This window comes from Georgfuchsia toluolica, from assembly GCF_907163265.1.
In the GTDB taxonomy this organism is placed as follows: Bacteria; Pseudomonadota; Gammaproteobacteria; order Burkholderiales; family Rhodocyclaceae; genus Georgfuchsia; species Georgfuchsia toluolica.
The window spans coordinates 1-17,237 of sequence record NZ_CAJQUM010000002.1 but is presented as its reverse complement, the minus strand read 5'-3'; the positions used below and the strand labels follow the sequence as shown (position 1 = coordinate 17,237).

At 55.6% G+C, this 17,237-nt stretch carries 18 protein-coding genes and 1 pseudogene; 16 read left to right on the top strand and 3 right to left on the bottom strand.

The window, feature by feature from the left end:
* Window positions 1-5: 5 nt before the first annotated feature.
* Window positions 6-1,004: a [benzylsuccinate synthase]-activating enzyme gene (gene bssD, locus K5E80_RS16515; protein ID WP_220634242.1), complete on the bottom strand. Its 999-nt coding sequence runs from the start codon at window positions 1,002-1,004 to the stop codon at window positions 6-8.
* A gap of 531 nt (window positions 1,005-1,535) precedes the next feature.
* Between bssD and K5E80_RS16510 the strand changes: the two are divergent.
* Together K5E80_RS16510 and K5E80_RS16505 are read left to right on the top strand one after the other, a co-directional pair.
* Window positions 1,536-1,766 (top strand): annotated as a pseudogene (locus K5E80_RS16510) (DDE-type integrase/transposase/recombinase); the annotation flags it as partial.
* An 82-nt stretch (window positions 1,767-1,848) separates the two neighbouring features.
* A protein-coding gene (locus tag K5E80_RS16505) for an IS5 family transposase (RefSeq protein ID WP_246590805.1) occupies window positions 1,849-2,819 on the top strand; the annotation gives its coding sequence in 2 pieces (ribosomal slippage) (window positions 1,849-1,996 and window positions 1,996-2,819; 972 coding nt in all).
* A gap of 588 nt (window positions 2,820-3,407) precedes the next feature.
* Here K5E80_RS16505 and K5E80_RS16500 read toward each other — a convergent pair.
* Window positions 3,408-4,379, bottom strand: coding sequence for an IS5 family transposase (locus K5E80_RS16500; protein WP_220637159.1), 972 nt, complete (start codon window positions 4,377-4,379; stop codon window positions 3,408-3,410).
* 323 nt (window positions 4,380-4,702) lie between these two features.
* Here K5E80_RS16500 and K5E80_RS16495 point away from each other — a divergent pair, with 323 nt between their 5' ends.
* From K5E80_RS16495 to K5E80_RS16465, 7 genes are read left to right on the top strand one after another with little or no spacing between them, the layout of a single operon-like run.
* The gene (locus tag K5E80_RS16495; protein ID WP_220637160.1) at window positions 4,703-4,960 is read left to right on the top strand and encodes a phenol hydroxylase subunit; all 258 of its coding nucleotides are present in this window, start codon (window positions 4,703-4,705) and stop codon (window positions 4,958-4,960) included.
* 45 nt (window positions 4,961-5,005) lie between these two features.
* Window positions 5,006-5,998 (top strand): aromatic/alkene monooxygenase hydroxylase subunit beta, encoded by a 993-nt coding sequence (locus K5E80_RS16490; protein WP_220637161.1) that lies wholly within the window; start codon window positions 5,006-5,008, stop codon window positions 5,996-5,998.
* An 11-nt stretch (window positions 5,999-6,009) separates the two neighbouring features.
* Window positions 6,010-6,279 carry an MmoB/DmpM family protein gene (locus K5E80_RS16485; protein WP_220637162.1) on the top strand — a complete coding sequence of 90 codons (270 nt, stop codon included), beginning with the start codon at window positions 6,010-6,012 and terminating at the stop codon, window positions 6,277-6,279.
* Window positions 6,280-6,290: 11 nt separating this feature from the next.
* On the top strand, window positions 6,291-7,838 hold the full coding sequence (locus tag K5E80_RS16480) for an aromatic/alkene/methane monooxygenase hydroxylase/oxygenase subunit alpha (protein ID WP_220637163.1): 1,548 nt from the start codon (window positions 6,291-6,293) through the stop codon (window positions 7,836-7,838).
* A 10-nt stretch (window positions 7,839-7,848) separates the two neighbouring features.
* The gene (locus K5E80_RS16475) at window positions 7,849-8,208 is read left to right on the top strand and encodes a phenol hydroxylase subunit P4 (protein ID WP_220637164.1); all 360 of its coding nucleotides are present in this window, start codon (window positions 7,849-7,851) and stop codon (window positions 8,206-8,208) included.
* Between the two features lie 16 nt (window positions 8,209-8,224).
* Window positions 8,225-9,286: an NADH:ubiquinone reductase (Na(+)-transporting) subunit F gene (locus K5E80_RS16470; RefSeq protein ID WP_220637165.1), complete on the top strand. Its 1,062-nt coding sequence runs from the start codon at window positions 8,225-8,227 to the stop codon at window positions 9,284-9,286.
* Window positions 9,287-9,291: 5 nt separating this feature from the next.
* Entirely contained in the window at window positions 9,292-9,603 is a 312-nt protein-coding gene (locus tag K5E80_RS16465) for a 2Fe-2S iron-sulfur cluster-binding protein (protein WP_220637166.1), read from the top strand.
* Between the two features lie 13 nt (window positions 9,604-9,616).
* On the opposite strand, the gene K5E80_RS16460 is transcribed toward K5E80_RS16465, so the two are convergent.
* Complete coding sequence (locus tag K5E80_RS16460; RefSeq protein ID WP_220637167.1) at window positions 9,617-10,516, bottom strand: LysR family transcriptional regulator; 900 nt, start codon at window positions 10,514-10,516, stop codon at window positions 9,617-9,619.
* Between the two features lie 242 nt (window positions 10,517-10,758).
* Here K5E80_RS16460 and K5E80_RS16455 point away from each other — a divergent pair, with 242 nt between their 5' ends.
* The 7 genes from K5E80_RS16455 to K5E80_RS16425 form a co-directional block, all read left to right on the top strand.
* Window positions 10,759-11,691, top strand: coding sequence for a catechol 2,3-dioxygenase (locus K5E80_RS16455; protein ID WP_220637168.1), 933 nt, complete (start codon window positions 10,759-10,761; stop codon window positions 11,689-11,691).
* A 247-nt stretch (window positions 11,692-11,938) separates the two neighbouring features.
* A complete protein-coding gene (locus K5E80_RS16450; RefSeq protein ID WP_220637169.1) occupies window positions 11,939-12,871 on the top strand; it encodes a catechol 2,3-dioxygenase in 933 nt (310 codons plus the stop codon).
* 3 nt (window positions 12,872-12,874) lie between these two features.
* Complete coding sequence (locus K5E80_RS16445) at window positions 12,875-13,303, top strand: GlcG/HbpS family heme-binding protein (protein WP_220637170.1); 429 nt, start codon at window positions 12,875-12,877, stop codon at window positions 13,301-13,303.
* A gap of 29 nt (window positions 13,304-13,332) precedes the next feature.
* Entirely contained in the window at window positions 13,333-14,787 is a 1,455-nt protein-coding gene (locus K5E80_RS16440) for a 2-hydroxymuconic semialdehyde dehydrogenase (RefSeq protein ID WP_220637390.1), read from the top strand.
* A 6-nt stretch (window positions 14,788-14,793) separates the two neighbouring features.
* Window positions 14,794-15,615, top strand: coding sequence for an alpha/beta fold hydrolase (locus K5E80_RS16435; RefSeq protein ID WP_220637389.1), 822 nt, complete (start codon window positions 14,794-14,796; stop codon window positions 15,613-15,615).
* Window positions 15,616-15,618: 3 nt separating this feature from the next.
* On the top strand, window positions 15,619-16,401 hold the full coding sequence (gene dmpE, locus K5E80_RS16430; protein WP_220637388.1) for a 2-oxopent-4-enoate hydratase: 783 nt from the start codon (window positions 15,619-15,621) through the stop codon (window positions 16,399-16,401).
* A 20-nt stretch (window positions 16,402-16,421) separates the two neighbouring features.
* Window positions 16,422-17,237, top strand: an 816-nt coding sequence (locus K5E80_RS16425) for an acetaldehyde dehydrogenase (acetylating) (protein WP_220637387.1), incomplete at its 3' end; no start/stop codon positions are given.

Sequence of the window (17,237 nt, the reverse complement as noted above, 5' to 3'; positions counted from 1 at the left end):
ACTTACTACGCAACACACTGCATACCGGCATCACGACTGCTTGTGTTTCTGCTCTCCGTGATACCAACCAGACCACCAATTGTGACGCTGCTGATGCCGGCGAGCTTCAGACCCCTCGCTAGCGGCAATACCTTCTCGGGCGGGTTTTCCTTCACGCCCATGTACTGGTATTCTTTTTCCCTGCCCAGGGAGATATATTTGCCTTCTCCGTAGACGTGATAATTAAGGATATCCACGCCTTCCAGCTGCTTCGAATATTGAGAGAGATAGGCTATGTAATCGTCAAAATCCTGTTGCGAATCATTAAAACCAGGGATGACCGGAATGTGGATACGGACATGCGCGTGGGACTCGATCAGTCGTTCAATATTGTCGAGTATCGGCTTGAGTGGCCAGCCAATCACATCAGCATGTTTTTGTGGATTCATCGATTTCAAATCGACGATAAACAAGTCCACGAAATTCAATAAAGGCTGGATAGTCTTCCAGCTTTTCGGGAAGCAAGATGTCTCGATCGCAACATGAACATTTCTTTGCTTGATACGTTTCGCCAGTCCCAGCGTGAATGCCGGATAAAGCAAAGGATCGCCGCCGCTGATGGTCACTCCGCCGCCACTGTTGCGGTAGAACGGCTCATCCGACAGGACTTCCTGCAAAATATCTTCCATCGACATCGTTTTGCCAACAGACTCGCGCGCTTCAGTCAGGCATACGGCTACACAGCGCATGCAGTTAATGCATTTCGAACGATCCAGCTGAAGCACCAAATCTTTTCCAGGTCCCTGAACGAGCGAGGAGGCGCCTGACGGACATACCGCCACACAGCGTCCGCAACTGACGCAGCGGGCCTGATTGTAATAAAACTCCTTGGTTGGGCGTTGCGTTTCCGGGTTGTGGCACCACGGGCATTTCAGTGGGCAACCTTTCAAAAAGACAGTAGTTCTGAATCCTGGCCCGTCCTGTAGGCTAAATCGCTGTATTTCAGTGATCAAAGGAATTTTCATATAACTCCTGCAATATGCGTCATCAAGCAACTCCCCAAGTTTTGACTTCTTTTTTCTTTTTATATTACATGTTTTATAGTATATATTTTCTTGTAGCGTGCTTTTACATTAAAGTGTTTTCGTTCAATTAACCTCTTTTTTATTGTGGAGATTTAGAACGCGAACTGACCTAGGAAAGCGTTCAATAATCCTAACGCTGCCACTCCCGAAAAGCGAGAATCCAAACACTTGCTGGATTCCGCTTTCGCGGGGGCGAATTTAATAAAAACGTTTCCTTGGCATCAAGTAAAGCAGCAGTAACGATTTGATTTTATTAAACCGCTGTAGTCAATAGGTACTAGCACTAATCTTATTAGTAATACCATAGGGTTGAGCTAGTCTATTTGCGGTCGCGGGTGATCCACCTCGTATTGCTTCCTAGTCGTACAGATTGCTCAATCCTGTCATCTTGCCATGAAATGGAGCAAGCACGCCCGATCTATCCTGCCTACTCAGGCATCTCGTCGTTGATTGCTCCAACCAAAATGATTGGCAACCGATATCACCTGCATCTCGGTGCGTCGAGGCTTCATCCATCTGGTAGCGATACTCGACTGGTACAGCCGCCGCGTGCTGTCCTGGCGAGTCTCCAATACCCTGACGCTGGACTTCTGTCTGGATGCGGTGAGGGAAATAATTGTTCGCTGCGGCAGGCCAGAGATATTCAGTACCGACCAGGGCAGCCAATTCGGCAACAGCGAATTTACCGAGCTACTCAAGGAAACACTAAATAAGTAACAAATGCCGTGAACGCTTTCTTTATCATGCTGTCTGACACGGAGTATCGAGCACAAGGGACGAAACGATGAAGCAGATGACGCTGGCGGCGACACGAGGACTCGAGAAGCACAACCGGACGACGCGCAAGGCGGAGTTTCTGTCGCGCATGGACGGATTGATGCCGTGGGCCGGGTTTTGTGCGCCGATTGAACCGTATTACCCGAAGGTCGGGATGGTCGGCCGCCAGTCGGGCTGGAACGGATGCTGCGGATGTACTGCGTGGCCAACTGGTTCAACCTGGCGGACGAAGCCTGCGAAGGCGCGCTCTACGACGTGGCCGTGTTCCGGGAGTTCTGCCGGTTTGATCCGGGACGCGAACGGATACCGGATGCCACGACGCTGCGCAACTTCCGGCATCTGCTGGAACAGCACGGCCGGGGCGCGGCCCTGTTTGCCAAGGTCGGCGAATTGCTGCTGGCCAGCGGCATGAAACTGTCGGGGGGCACGATCGTCGATGCCACGCTGATCGCCGCACCGTCTTCCGTCAAGAACCAGGACAAGAGCCGTGATCCGGAGATGCACCAGACCAAGAAGGGCAACCAGTGGTACTTCGGCATGAAGCTTCACATTGGAACGGACAGCCAGAGCGGTCGGGTCCATGGCGCCAGCGTCACCGCCGCCAATGTCCATGACAGCCATGAAGTGCCGAACCTGCTGCATGGCGAGGAAACCCGCTTCCACGGTAACAGCGCCTGCCGGGGCAAGGCGCAGCGCGAACGACTCAAGGACATTGCGCCAAAGGCAAAGGACTTCACCAACAAACGTGCCCACCGGAACTGCCCGCTGACGGACGCCGACAAGGAGACCAACCGTCGCAAGTCCAGTGTGCGTTCCAGGGCCGAGCATCCGTTCCCGACCCTCAAGCGTCTCCGGGGCTTTGCCAGGGTGCGCTATCGCGGCCTGGCGAAGAACGCCAACCGGGCCTTCGCCATGCTGGCAATGCTCAACGTCGGCAAATGGGGACGGCCTCTGACGGGAGAGGTGCGTCCAGCATGAGGTGAAATGCCCTGCGTTTCCGTTCAAAACAGGCCAGTTTTTCGATGAAAATGTCATTGATGTCACGTTTTCGTCTCAATTCCGGATTACCGCTGAGTTTTGCGGCGGCTTATTCAGCGTTTCCTTAAAGAACATGACTTCCAGACCAGCATGGACCGCAATGGATACTGGCGTGGCAATGTCTTCGCCGAACGGCCAGGGAGGAGCGTTAAGCACGAGGAGGTCTATCGCAAGATTTACGCTCGATATCAGCCGCCAAGGCCGGTCTGGGCATCTACGTGAACTTCCATAACACCCGTCGGCCACATCAGCCGCTTGACAGCAACACTCCGAATGAGATTTACTTCGCGGCCTGCCGCAGGAAAGGCGGCATGATGAGCGCGTTATCCACCGCGCAACCCGCCTGCGGTCAAGAGAGATCTTCGGCGGGCCGCATGTGGAAACGTTACACCACAATTATCTAAGGAAACGCTGAATAAGCCGCCGCAAAACTCAGCGGTAATCTGGAATTGAGACGAAAACGTGACGCCAATGACATTTTTATCGAAAAACCGGCCTGTTTTGAATGGAAACGCAGGGCATTCCACCTCATGCTGGACGCACCTCTCCCGTCAGAGGTCGTCCCCATTTGCCGACGTTGAGCATTGCCAGCATGGCGAAGGCCCGGTTGGCGTTCTTCGCCAGGCCGCGATAGCGCACCCTGGCAAAGCCCCGGAGACGCTTGAGGGTCGGGAACGGATGCTCGACCCTGGAACGCACACTGGACTTGCGACAGTTGGTCTCCTTGTCGGCGTCCGTCAGCGGGCAGTTCCTGTGGGCACGTCTGTTGGTGAAGTCCTTTGCCTTTGGCGCAATGTCCTTGAGTCGTTCACGCTGCGCCTTGCCCCGGCAGGCGCTGTCACCGTGGAAGCGGGTTTCCTCGCCATGCAGCAGGTTCGGCACTTCATGGCTGTCATGGACATTGGCGGCGGTGACGCTGGCGCCATGGACCCGACCGCTCTGGCTGTCCGTTCCAATGTGAAGCTTCATGCCGAAGTACCACTGGTTGCCCTTCCTGGTCTGGTGCATCTCCGGATCACGGCTCTTGTCCTGGTTCTTGACGGAAGGCGGTGCGGCGATCAGCGTGGCATCGACGATCGTGCCCCCCGACAGTTTCATGCCGCTGGCCAGCAGCAATTCGCCGACCTTGGCAAACAGGGCCGCGCCCCGGCCGTGCTGTTCCAGCAGATGCCGGAAGTTGCGCAGCGTCGTGGCATCCGGTATCCGTTCGCGTCCCGGATCAAACCGGCAGAACTCCCGGAACACGGCCACGTCGTAGAGCGCGCCTTCGCAGGCTTCGTCCGCCAGGTTGAACCAGTTGGCCACGCAGTACATCCGCAGCATCCGTTCCAGCCCGACTGGCGGCCGACCATTCCCGACCTTCGGGTAATACGGTTCAATCAGCGCACAAAACCCGGCCCACGGCATCAATCCGTCCATGCGCGACAGAAACTCCGCCTTGCGCGTCGCCCGGTTGTGCTTCTCGAATCCTCGTGTCGCCGCCAGCGTCATCTGCTTCATCGTTTCGTCCCTTGTGCTCGATACTCCGTGTCAGACAGCATGATAAAAAAAGCGTTCACGGCATTTGTTATTTATTCAGTGTTTCCCTAAACGAATTTGTGTGCTGGAGTAGTTCAGCCATTTATGTAGCGCAAAGCTTTGCTGCTTTGCAGCATGATTATTTAATCAGATTGCTGCCTCGAGATGATTCAATCGATCCATCGGTTTCCCTCGATATCAATCTGACTGGGCTTCGCCAAGAACATAATCTCGATAAAAGACAACATCATCGATCGCCTGGCACGACTCTTGTTAGGGGATTGCTATCTAAAGGAGATTAGGCCATGGCATTTGATCCAAAAAAAAAATTCGTGCGCATCACCGAGCTTCGCGATGATGGGTTTGTCGAATTTGATTTTGCCGTTGGAGAACCAGAACTCTTTGCCGAGATGATCCTTCCGTCCGGTGGGTTCGATGAATTCTGTGCCATCAACGGTGTTGTATTTCTTAACGAGAAATCTCAGTTAAAAGTTGGAACTGAGGATGGAACTGAGGACATGGAGTGGCGCTTGCGCGATGCCGTTCATCATCGTTTCAAGTAAGGCAATCGGCTGCATCGAACTGGAAATTAAAGGAGGTAGCAAGTAATGCAAATTGATCTTCGTACTGTCAGTATAAAGCCGCTGCGTCAGACCTTCGATCATGTCGCGGCACGAATTGGCGGCGATAAGCCGGCGTCACGCTACCAGGAGGGAACCATTTGTCTGCAGGCCGAGGCTAACTTTCACTATCGTCCATTATGGGCGCCTGAATACGAGATTTTCGACGCCCGCCGCACCAAACTGAAGATGCGCGACTGGTACGCTTTCAAGGATCCACGCCAGTTCTACTACGGCACCTACACCATAACCCGGGCGCGCATGCAGGAGACCGCAGAGTCGGACTTCGATTTCGTCGAGGAGCGGGGCTTGGCCGCAAACTACCCTGAGGCAGCGAGAAAGATCGCTCTTGAAGTGCTGCTGCCGCTACGCCACGTTGCCTGGGGCAGCAATATGAACAACAGTTTCTGCGCCGCCTACGGTTTCGGCACGGCAATTACCCAGCCCTGTCTCTATTGCGCCATGGATCAACTCGGCATTGCCCAATATCTGACTCGCGTTGGTTTGCTGCTCGACGAGCCGGCGGCCCTCGATGTCGCCAAGAAGGCCTGGATGGAAAACTGGGAGTGGCAAGGTCTGCGTCGCAGCGTCGAAGACATGCTGGTGACCCAGGATTGGTTCGAGCTTTTCGTCGCCCAGAACCTGGCGCTGGATGGGCTGCTTTATCCGCTGGTATACAGTCATATCGATAACGCACTGTCAGCCCAGGCTGGACCAGCAGTGTCAATGCTGATCCGCTTCCAGGCCGAATGGTATGCCGAGACCGCGAAATGGGTCGATGCCTCGATCAAGACCGCGGTCGCCGAGTCGGACGAGAACAAGGTGCTGGTTTCGGAGTGGGTCCGCATTTGGCGAGAGCGCGCCGTTGAGGCGCTGACGCCAATTGCCATGCATGCGCTGGGCAGCAATGCCGAATCGGTAATGAGCGAGATTGTCGAACAATTCAACGCCCGTGTCTTAAAACTCGGCCTGACCCTTTAAGGAGCAACGACATGTCTAATGTATTTATCGCTTTCCAAAGGAACGAGGAGACGCGCGGCATCATCGAGGCAATTCTCGAAGACAACCCGACCGCCATCGTTAACGAGCAACCAGCAATGGTGAAGATTGACGTACCCGGCAGCATGACCATCAAGCGAACCACCATCGAAGAGAAGATGGGACGTTCTTTTGAATTGCAGGAAATGCAGGCCAACCTGATCACGTTGTCCGGATACGTCGATGAAACCGACGATGAGTTCAATCTGAGCTGGAAAAACTGAGGAGAAAGCATATGGACATCAAGGTCAATAAGAAGCTGGGTCTGAAGGAGCGCTATTCGCTGATGACCCGCGGGCTCGGTTGGGATACCACCTACCAACCGATGGACAAAGTGTTCCCATACGACAAGTTCGAAGGCATCAAGATTCATGACTGGGATAAATGGGAAGATCCATTTCGCATGACCATGGACGCCTACTGGAAATATCAGGCCGAGAAGGATCGCAAGCTCTATGCGATCATCGATGCCTTTGCGCAAAACAATGGCCACTTGGGTGTCACCGATGCGCGCTATATCAATACGCTGAAACTATTCCTGACCGGCATTTCTCCGCTCGAGTACATGGCACATCGCGGTTTCGCCCATGTCGGACGGCAGATGCGCGGCGTGGGCCCGCGAGTGGCCTGTCTGATGCAATCGCTCGACGAACTGCGCCATGCGCAGACGCAGATTCATGCATTGTCGAATTACAACAAACACTACAACGGTTTCCATGATTTCCTGCACATGATTGAAAGGGTCTGGTATCTGTCGGTACCGCGTTCCTTCTTTGACGATGCCTATACCGCTGGCCCATTCGAATTCATGATCGCCATCGGCTTCAGCTTCGAATACGTGCTTACCAATCTATTATTCGTACCGTTCGTCTCCGGGGCTGCTTACAACGGCGATATGGGCGTGATGACTTTCGGATTTTCCGCGCAGTCTGATGAAGCGCGCCATATGACACTGGGGCTCGAGTGCATCAAATTCATGCTTGAACAGGATCCGGACAACCTGCCCATCGTTCAGCGCTGGATTGATAAATGGACGTGGCGCGGCACCCGCGTACTGACATTGGTTGGCATGATGATGGACTATATGCTGCCCAAGCGCGTGATGAGCTGGAAGGAAGCCTGGGAAATCTACTTCGAGCAGAATGGTGGCGCATTATTCAATGACTTGGCTCGCTATGGCATCAAGATGCCGAAGTGCATCGCTCAGGCCACCATTGACAAGGAGCACATCTCCCACCAGGCTTGGGCGACCTTCTATCAGTACGGCGCTGCGGCTGACTTTCACACATGGATGCCGAAGCCCGAGGAAATGGACTGGCTGTCGGAGAAATACCCGAACACCTTCGACAAATACTACCGGCCACGCTTCGAGTATTGGGCCGAGCAGCACAAGGAGGGCAAGCGCTTCTACAACATGACTCTGCCCCAGTTATGCCAAGTCTGCCAGATCCCGATGCTGTTCACCGAGCCCTCCGACCCGACCAAGATCTGCTATCGCGAATCGGACTACAAAGGCGAGAAGTACCACACCTGTTCCGACGGCTGCAAAGAAATATTCGACAACGAGCCTGAGAAATATATCCAAGCCTGGCTTCCGGTGCACCAGATCTATCAAGGCAATTGCTTTCCGGAAGGAACCGACCCGACCAAGCCTGGCTTCGAGCCGTTACCGGAAGTGCTGAAGTACTACCACCTTGAGCACGGACGCGACAATCTTGACTTCGAGGGATCCGAAGATCAGAAGAATTTCGCTGCCTGGCGCGAAATGGCGACCAAGAACTAAGGAGACAAGCATGCCTGTTGTTGCACTCAAACCCTACGAGTTCGCTGCGGCGGATACTCAGGACAAGTTTCACGGAAGCCAGTTGCTCTACATCGGCTGGGAAGACCACTTGATGTTCTGCGCGCCGTTTGCCCTCCCATTCCCGCCGACGATGCCGTTTGGTGCGATCCAGGAGCAAGTGATCCCTGGAGCCTTCGGCTATCACCCCGACTGTGCCAAGATCGACTGGAGCAAAGCGGAGTGGTTTAAGTCGGGCAAGCCCTGGAAACCCGATCCGGGCAAGTCCTTGGCGGAAAACGGCCTCAAGCACAAGGACGTGATCCGCTTTCGTACGCCTGGGCTGACCGGTATCAAGGGGAGTTGCGCCTGATTTTTGGCTGAAGACAATGAGCTATAACCTTACCATAGAGCCGCTTGGGCAGACGATCGAGGTCGAAGACGGGCAGACGTTGCTGGATGCGAGTCTGCGTGCCGGGATCTACTTGCCCCATGCTTGCTGTCATGGACTCTGTGCCACTTGCAAGGTACAGGTAGTCGATGGGGAAGTCGAGCACGGAGAAGCCTCCAACTTCGCACTGATGGATTATGAGCGGGAAGAGGGACTCTGCCTTGCCTGCTGCGCGATACCCCAGTCCGACGTTACTATAGAGGCGGACATTGAGGTCGAACCGGATGCGCTGAATTTGCCGGTACGGGATTTCAGCGGCATTATCAGCCGGATCCAAAACCTCACGCCGACCATCAAAGGGGTCTGGATCCAGCTTGATGAGCCGGATGGGATTCGCTTTCAGGCCGGGCAGTACATCAACCTGCACATCCCGGGCGACAAGACCATCAGGGCATTTTCCTTGGCCAATGCACCCTCGTTGGGTAGAGAGATCGAACTCAACATTCGTTTGGTTCCCGGCGGCAAGGCCACCACGTGGATACACAACGAGTTGAAGGTTGGCGATCCGGTGCAACTGGCGGGGCCATATGGCCGTTTCTTCGTGCGCAAGTTGGCTGATGTGCCACCGATCTTTCTTGCCGGCGGTTCAGGTTTGTCCAGCCCCAAGTCGATGATCCTCGACCTGTTCGAGGAAGGCTGTAGCCTGCCGATCACCTTGGTATATGGTGCGCGGACGCAGGACGAGTTGTACTACCACGATCTGTTCAAGGAACTGGCCGCGCGGCACACCAACTTTTCTTACGTGCCGGTGCTCTCCAACGAACCGGCTGAGTCTGATTGGGATGGCCGGCGTGGATTTGTCCATGAAGCGGCGAAGGAGTATTTCAACAACGACTTCCGCGGCCATAAGGCCTACTTGTGCGGGCCGCCGGTGATGATCGATGCCTGCATAGCAACGCTGATGCAGGGGCGGCTTTTCGAGCGTGACATTTACTCCGAAAAATTCTTCTCCGCTGCCGATGCGCAGCAAGTGAGAAGTCCTCTTTTCAAAAAAATCTAGCGGCCATGGCTTACCACCTCGTAACCATCGAGGAAACCGGGGAGACCTTCCGCTGTTCTGACCAGGAATCGTTGCTGGTCGGAATGGAAAAGCTCGGCAAGCGGGGAATCCCGGTGGGCTGCCGCGGAGGTGGCTGTGGTGTCTGCAAGATTCAGATCGTCAGCGGCGCGATCAAAAAGCGAGTGATGAGTCGAGAGCACATTAGCGTCGCGGATGAGGCGGCTGGTCGTGTACTTGCCTGCCGATCCAAGCCGACCAGTGATGTCGTGCTGCGCGTTGTCGGACTCATGAAAAAGAACATACTGCGCAATGACTAGGCCCATTCATCAGTCAGCCACCTGGGAGCGGGTTATTGGCGATTCTGCGGACGTGGTTGAGAAATGCCTGCAGGGACGGCGACGTATCGTCGCTGCGGTACATGCACTTGAGTTCGACTCTGGCATCAGGAGCTATAAGCGGACGGTAGGTGGTGCGTGGAAGCATCAAGCCAGCCGCCGACTGCGGCACAACACAGAGCCCAAGTCCGCTCGATACAAGGGCGATGCTTGTCAATACATCTTCCGCTTCAAAGGCAATAACGGGGTTAAAACCGGCATGACGGCAGAGAGCGATCACGTTGTCAGCAAAGCTTGGCCGTCCGATGTTCGGATAGATCACCAGGGGTTGCCCCTCGAGATCACCAACCAAAATCGTTTTCCTCGCGGCGAGCGGATGTATTTCATTGAGGGCAACACAAAAACCTTCCTCAAACACGGTTTCGATCGTCATATCCGATACCTCTGGAAAGATGCGACTGAATCCGATCGACAAGCGCCGTTGGAGCAACGCTTCAATTTGCTCGGACTTGTGCATTGTGTGCAAACCAAAGGTGACTTTGGGGTGAATTTTGCCGAACTCAAGCATGAGTTGCGGAATGACCGAAAGAATCGCCGAGCCGAACACGCCGATCTCGATACGCCCGAGTTCACCGCGGCTGGTCATCTGGGTTCGGATGACCGCTTGGTCGGCGAGAAATTGCAGCTTGCGGGCTTCCTCAAGGAAGGTCACTCCAGCTTCGGTAAGCGTAACGCCGCGCGGGGTGCGCTTAAACAGATGAACCTTGAGCGTTTGCTCCAGTTGCTGAATCTGGCGGGTCAGCGGAGGTTGGGAGATGTGAAGGCGGGCTGCAGCGCGGCTGAAGTTGAGTTCGTCCGCCAATGCGAGGAAATAGCGCAGATGTTTTAGTTCCATGTGCTGGCACTTTTAAGAGATGGGACCTTGAACGAGGTGCGCTAAAAGTCTATACCTTTTAAGTATGAATGGTGAGAGAAAAAGGTATTGGACGGTATGGCGATGAATTGGTTAAATCAACAAAAGATTATAGGTATATCGAGATTTATTTATTCTTAAAACACTGATGCTGGTGTCAGCCTCAAAGAAAAAAGCAGCAAGTATTGAGTTGGCGAAAATCATTTTGAAGAGGAAAGCTAATCATGGCACTAACTGGTGTTCTGCGCCCGGGTCACGCCGCACTGCGCGTGCTTGATCTTGAAGAGAGTGTAAATTTCTACGGCAATGTGCTGGGTCTCATAGAGACTGGGCGCGACAAGCAGGGCCGTGTCTACTTCAAGGCCTGGGACGAGCGTGACCACAACAGCATTGTGTTGCATCAGGCCGACAGAGCCGGGATCGATTATTTCGGTTTCAAGGTCGCCAACAAGTCGACGCTGGAGAAACTGGATTCGGACCTGCGTGCCTATGGCGTCAAGACGGAAAGGATTCCTGCCGGTGAAATGCTCGAAACTGGTGAGCGCGTGCGCTTCGAGATTCCCAGCGGCCATCTGATTGAGCTCTACGCCGAGAAGAAGGATTTTGGCAACGGAATGCCCTATGTCAATCCGGAGGCTTGGGCGGTGGCGTTGGCAGATAAAGGAATTGCCCCAACCCGTTTCGATCATTGTCTGCTCTATGGCCCTGACATAGAGAAGGTACAAAAGCTATTTGAAGAAGTGCTGGGCTTCTACCTTACCGAGCACGTCGTGCTTGAGGATGGCCAGACCGACTTGGCGATTTTCATGGCCACGTCAAACAAGGCGCATGACATCGCCTTTGTCCGTCATCCGGAGCCGGGCAAGCTGCACCACGTCTCCTTCCTGCTCGAGAGCTGGGAGAGGGTTCTGCGTGCTGCCGACCTGATGTCGATGAACCGTGTCTCGATCGACATTGGGCCGACGCGGCATGGAATCACGCGCGGCACCACGATCTACGCTTTCGATCCCTCTGGCAACCGTTTCGAAACCTTCAACGGCGGGTACCAGACCTACCCTGACTGCAAGCCCCTGAAGTGGACGATTGATGAAGTTGGCCCCGCCATTTTCTACCACGACCGCAAGCTCAACGAACGTTTTCTGAGCGTGGTGACTTGAGTGATGGAAGTTGCAAATCCCACTTCTGAAAGCGCCATACAACAAAGGTATAGGTGATCAGAAAAAATAGTATTGGACGGAACAGCAGTTATTCCACCAAATTAACGATTAATGGGAAATTACAAAAGCATTTAAATTTTAAGCTCATCGAAACGTGCCGCGGCGGCGAAATGTCTGCACTGGCATGAGAGTCCTGAAAGAGAGATTTCGTCAAGGCTGCGTTAACTTTTGAAGAGGAGAATTAATCATGGCACTAACCGGTGTTCTGCGCCCGGGTCACGCCGCACTGCGCGTGCTTGATCTTGAAGAGAGTGTAAATTTCTACGGCAATGTGCTGGGTCTCATAGAGACTGGGCGCGACAAGCAGGGCCGTGTCTACTTCAAGGCCTGGGACGAGCGTGACCACAACAGCATTGTGTTGCATCAGGCCGACAGAGCCGGGATCGATTATTTCGGTTTCAAGGTCGCCAACAAGTCGACGCTGGAGAAACTGGATTCGGACCTGCGTGCCTATGGCGTCAAGACGGAAAGGATTCCTGCCGGTGAAATGCTCGAAACTGGTGAGCGCGTGCGCTTCGAGATTCCCAGCGGCCATCTGATTGAGCTCTACGCCGAGAAGAAGGATTTTGGCAACGGAATGCCCTATGTCAATCCGGAGGCTTGGGCGGTGGCGTTGGCAGATAAAGGAATTGCCCCAATCCGTTTCGATCATTGTCTGCTCTATGGCCCTGACATAGAGAAGGTACAAAAGCTATTTGAAGAAGTGCTGGGCTTCTACCTTACCGAGCACGTCGTGCTTGAGGATGGCCAGACTGACTTGGCGATTTTCATGGCCACGTCAAACAAGGCGCATGACATCGCCTTTGTCCGTCATCCGGAGCCGGGCAAGCTGCACCATGTCTCCTTCCTGCTCGAGAGCTGGGAGAGAGTTCTGCGTGCTGCCGACCTGATGTCGATGAACCGTGTCTCGATCGACATTGGGCCGACGCGGCATGGCGTCACGCGCGGTACCACGATTTACGCCTTCGACCCTTCCGGCAACCGTTTCGAAACCTTCTGCGGTGGGTACCAAACCTATCCTGACTGTCAGCCCATAAAGTGGACGATTGATGAAGTTGGCCCCGCCATTTTCTACCACGACCGCAAGCTCAACGAGCGTTTCCTGACAGTAGTGACTTGAGTGATGGAAGTTGCAAATTCCACTTTCGGGATCACCTTGGAGGCCGCCTCTGCAGCGGCTCAGGGGGCTGTGACGCACGCCAGGGCGAGCGGCTGGCAGATTAACGTTGGGGTTGTCGACCGCGGTGGCAACCTGATGGCGTTCTTGCGCATGCCGGGGGCCTACCTGCATTCGATCGATCTTGCCATTGACAAGGCATACACTGCGGCGAGCTTTGGCTTTCCGACCAAACAGTGGATGAATGTCGTTGGCGCCGACGAAGGGATGAAGCTGGGTTTCTCTGCGCGCCCGCGCCTGGTTGTATTTGGCGGCGGTCTGCCAATTCGTATTGATGATGACTGGGTCGGTGGAATCGGAGTTTCAGGCGCTTCGTCCGATCAGGATGAGGAATGTGCCCGTGCAGGACTCGCTGCAATCGGGTTGAAAGAGTGATGAATCACAAATGCAATGATTGAGAAAAAATGAACCTGATCAAAAATTTTATCGATGGCAAGTTTGTCGAAAGTACCAAGAAATTCGAGAAGCGGTCTCCGCTCGACAATAAGGTGCTCGCGTTGGTGTCTGAGGCGGACAGAGCCCAGGTCGACGCAGCAGTGGCGGCAGCACGCAGCGCTTTGACCGGACCTTGGGGCAGTCTGACCGTTGCCAATCGGGTCGACCTGCTCTATGGCGTAGCCAACGAGATCAATCGCCGCTTCGAGCAATTTCTTGAAGCCGAGTGCGCAGACACGGGCAAGCCCATGAGCCTTGCGCGTCATATTGACATTCCCCGGGGCGCGGCCAACTTCAAGATTTTTGCTGACGTGGTGAAGAACGTGCCGTCCGAGTTCTTTGAGATGGAAACACCGGATGGCCGAGGCGCCTTGAACTATGCAGTACGCAGCCCGATCGGCGTGATCGCCGTAATCTGCCCATGGAATCTACCACTGTTGCTGATGACATGGAAGGTTGGGCCGGCACTCGCCTGCGGCAACACGGTCGTTGTGAAGCCCTCGGAAGAGACCCCGCAAACCGCTACGCTACTTGGCGAAGTTATGAATCAGGTCGGGATCCCGCAGGGTGTCTACAACGTGGTGCATGGCTTCGGCCCCAACTCGACAGGGGAGTTCCTCACGACCCACCCTGGCGTAAACGCGATCACTTTCACCGGAGAAACCCGCACTGGAGCGGCCATCATGAAGGCCGCCGCAGAGGGGGCGCGACCGGTTTCCCTGGAGATGGGCGGCAAAAATGCAGCAATCATTTTTGCCGATGCCGATTTTGATGCAGCCGTCGAAGGCACGCTTCGGTCGTGTTTTGCCAACTGTGGCCAAGTTTGTCTCGGTACCGAACGCGTTTATGTTGAACGGCCAATTTTTGACAAGTTCGTCGCTGCATTAAAGCAGGGGGCCGAGGCTTTGAAGCCTGGCATTCCCTCAGACCCGGCAACGGGAATAGGACCGCTGATCTCCAAGGAACACCAGGCCAAGGTGCTGTCCTACTACCACAAGGCGAAGGAGGAGGGAGCGACCCTCGTTACCGGTGGCGGGGTGCCGACAATGCCTGATGCACTAAGCGACGGTTGCTGGGTGCAGCCGACGATATGGACCGGATTGCCGGACTCTGCCGCAGTGTGCCGCGAGGAAGTATTTGGCCCTTGCTGCCATGTCGCGCCATTCGACAGCGAGGACGAAGTTGTTCGTCGTACCAATGACAATGTCTATGGTCTGGCTACTGCAATCTGGACCACAGATTTACAGCGTGCGCATCGCGTCGCCCGAAAAATAGAGGTTGGCATCGCCTGGGTCAACAGTTGGTTCCTGCGTGACCTGCGCACTCCATTTGGTGGCGCCAAGCAGTCCGGCATTGGCCGTGAGGGTGGGGTTCACTCCCTTGAGTTCTATACCGAACTCAAGAATGTTTGCATCAAGCTCTGAGCCGCCATGTCCAATCCCGAAATTGCCAACAGCATTAGCGCAGCGGGCATCGTGACCAACTATCACGATGTCGGCGCCGGGCAGCCGGTGTTGTTCATCCACGGCTCCGGGCCGGGTGTCAGCGCGTGGGCCAACTGGCGACTGGTGTTGCCGGAATGCGCCAAGCACTTCCGCGCCATTGCGCCGGACATGGTCGGCTTTGGCTTCAGCGAACGACCTCCGGGAATCCGCTATGACATGGAGACCTGGCTGCGCCAGGCGGTTGGCCTCCTGGACGCATTGAATATTGAACAGACCGATCTGGTCGGCAACTCGTTTGGTGGTGCGCTGGCCCTCGCATTGGCAATCCGTTACCCTGAACGCGTCCGCCGCCTCGTATTGATGGGCAGCGTTGGCGTGCCGTTTGAGATCACGCCTACCCTCGATGCGGTCTGGGGGTATACGCCGTCGCTGGACAACATGCGCCGCTTGCTTGACGTGTTTGCCTATGACCGTAGCCTGGTTAACGAGGAATTGGCGCAGTTGCGTTATGCAGAAAGCATTCGTCCGGGGTTTCAAGAGTCTTTCGCGGCGATATTTCCCGCGCCGCGGCAACGCTGGGTGGATGCAATGGCCAGCCGCATCGAGGAAATCAAGGCGCTTCCCCATGAGACGCTGGTGATTCATGGACGTGAAGACCAGGTCATCCCGCTTTCCAATTCACTGACGCTGGCCAACTTGATCAGCCGCTCTCAGTTGCACGTATTCGGACGCTGCGGACACTGGACACAGATTGAACATGCCGCACGCTTTACGCGCCTCGTGACTGACTTTCTTATCGGGCAATAGAACATGGAACAAGGTTTGATCACCCAACTCGGCGACGAACTCTACAGCGCGCTGGTCAACCGCCAGGTGCTGGAGCCGCTGACCAATCGGCATGCCGACATTACGATCACGGATGCCTATCATATTCAGCAGCGCATGCTGGCGCGTCGCCTCGATGCGGGCGAAAAAGTGATCGGCAAGAAAATCGGTGTGACCAGTCAGGCCGTGATGAACATGCTCGGCGTCAATCAGCCGGATTTCGGCTACATGCTCGACGGCATGATCTACAACGAGGGCGAAGCGGTGCCCATCGACACGCTGATCCAGCCACGAGCGGAAGGCGAGATCGCCTTCATGATGAAGCGCGACCTGATGGGGCCTGGCGTCACGGCGGCCGATGTGCTGGCGGCCACCGAAGGCGTGATGGCCTGCTTCGAGATCGTCGATTCGCGCATCCGCGACTGGAAGATCAAGATCCAGGACACTGTCGCTGACAACGCCAGCTGTGGCGTCTTTGTGCTCGGCGACCGGCTGGTAGATCCACGCGACGTCGATCTCGCCACCTGCGGCATGGTCCTGGAGAAGAACGGTGATATCGCCTGCACGGGCGCCGGTGCGGCGACCCTCGGCAATCCGGTGAACGCCATGGTCTGGCTGGCCAATACGCTCGGACGTCTCGGTATTCCGCTGAAGGCCGGCGAGATCGTGTTGTCCGGATCGCTCGGACAACTGGTGCCGATTCAAGCCGGCGACAACCTGCGTGTGACCATCGGCGGCATTGGCAGCTGCTCGGTGCGTTTCTATTAAGACGACAAGGAATCCTCCCCATGACAAAGAAGATCAAGTGCGCGCTGATCGGGCCAGGCAACATCGGCACCGATCTGCTCTATAAACTCAAGCGCAGCCCGGTGCTGGAGCCGGTCTGGATGGTCGGCATCGACCCTACCTCGGAAGGCTTGAAGCGGGCCGCCGAGATGGGCCTCAAGACCACCGACCAGGGCGTCGACGGCCTGTTGCCCCATGTTCTGGCCGACGGCGTGCAGATCGCCTTCGATGCCACCAGCGCCTATGTGCACGCCGAGAACAGCCGCAAGCTGAACGAACTGGGCGTCCTCATGATTGACCTGACGCCCGCCGCCGTCGGCCCCTACTGCGTACCGCCGGTGAACCTCAAGGCCCACGTCGGCAAGCGGGAAATGAACGTCAACATGGTTACCTGTGGCGGCCAGGCCACCATCCCCATGGTGGCGGCCATCTCCCGGGTGCAGCCGGTCAAATACGGCGAGATCGTCGCCACCGTCTCCAGCAAGAGCGCCGGCCCCGGCACAAGAAAGAACATCGACGAATTCACCCGCACCACCGCCGGTGCCGTGGAGAAGATCGGCGGGGCCAAGCAGGGCAAGGCCATCATCATCATCAATCCGGCCGAACCGCCGCTCATCATGCGCGACACCGTGCATTGCCTGACCGAGACGGAACCGCAGCAGGACCAGATCCGCGAATCGATCCAGGCCATGATCAAGGAAGTGCAGAAATACGTGCCCGGCTACAAGCTGGTCAATGGTCCGGTGTTCGATGGCAACCGCGTCTCGGTGTACATGGAAGTGGAAGGCTTGGGCGACTTCCTGCCCAAGTACGCCGGC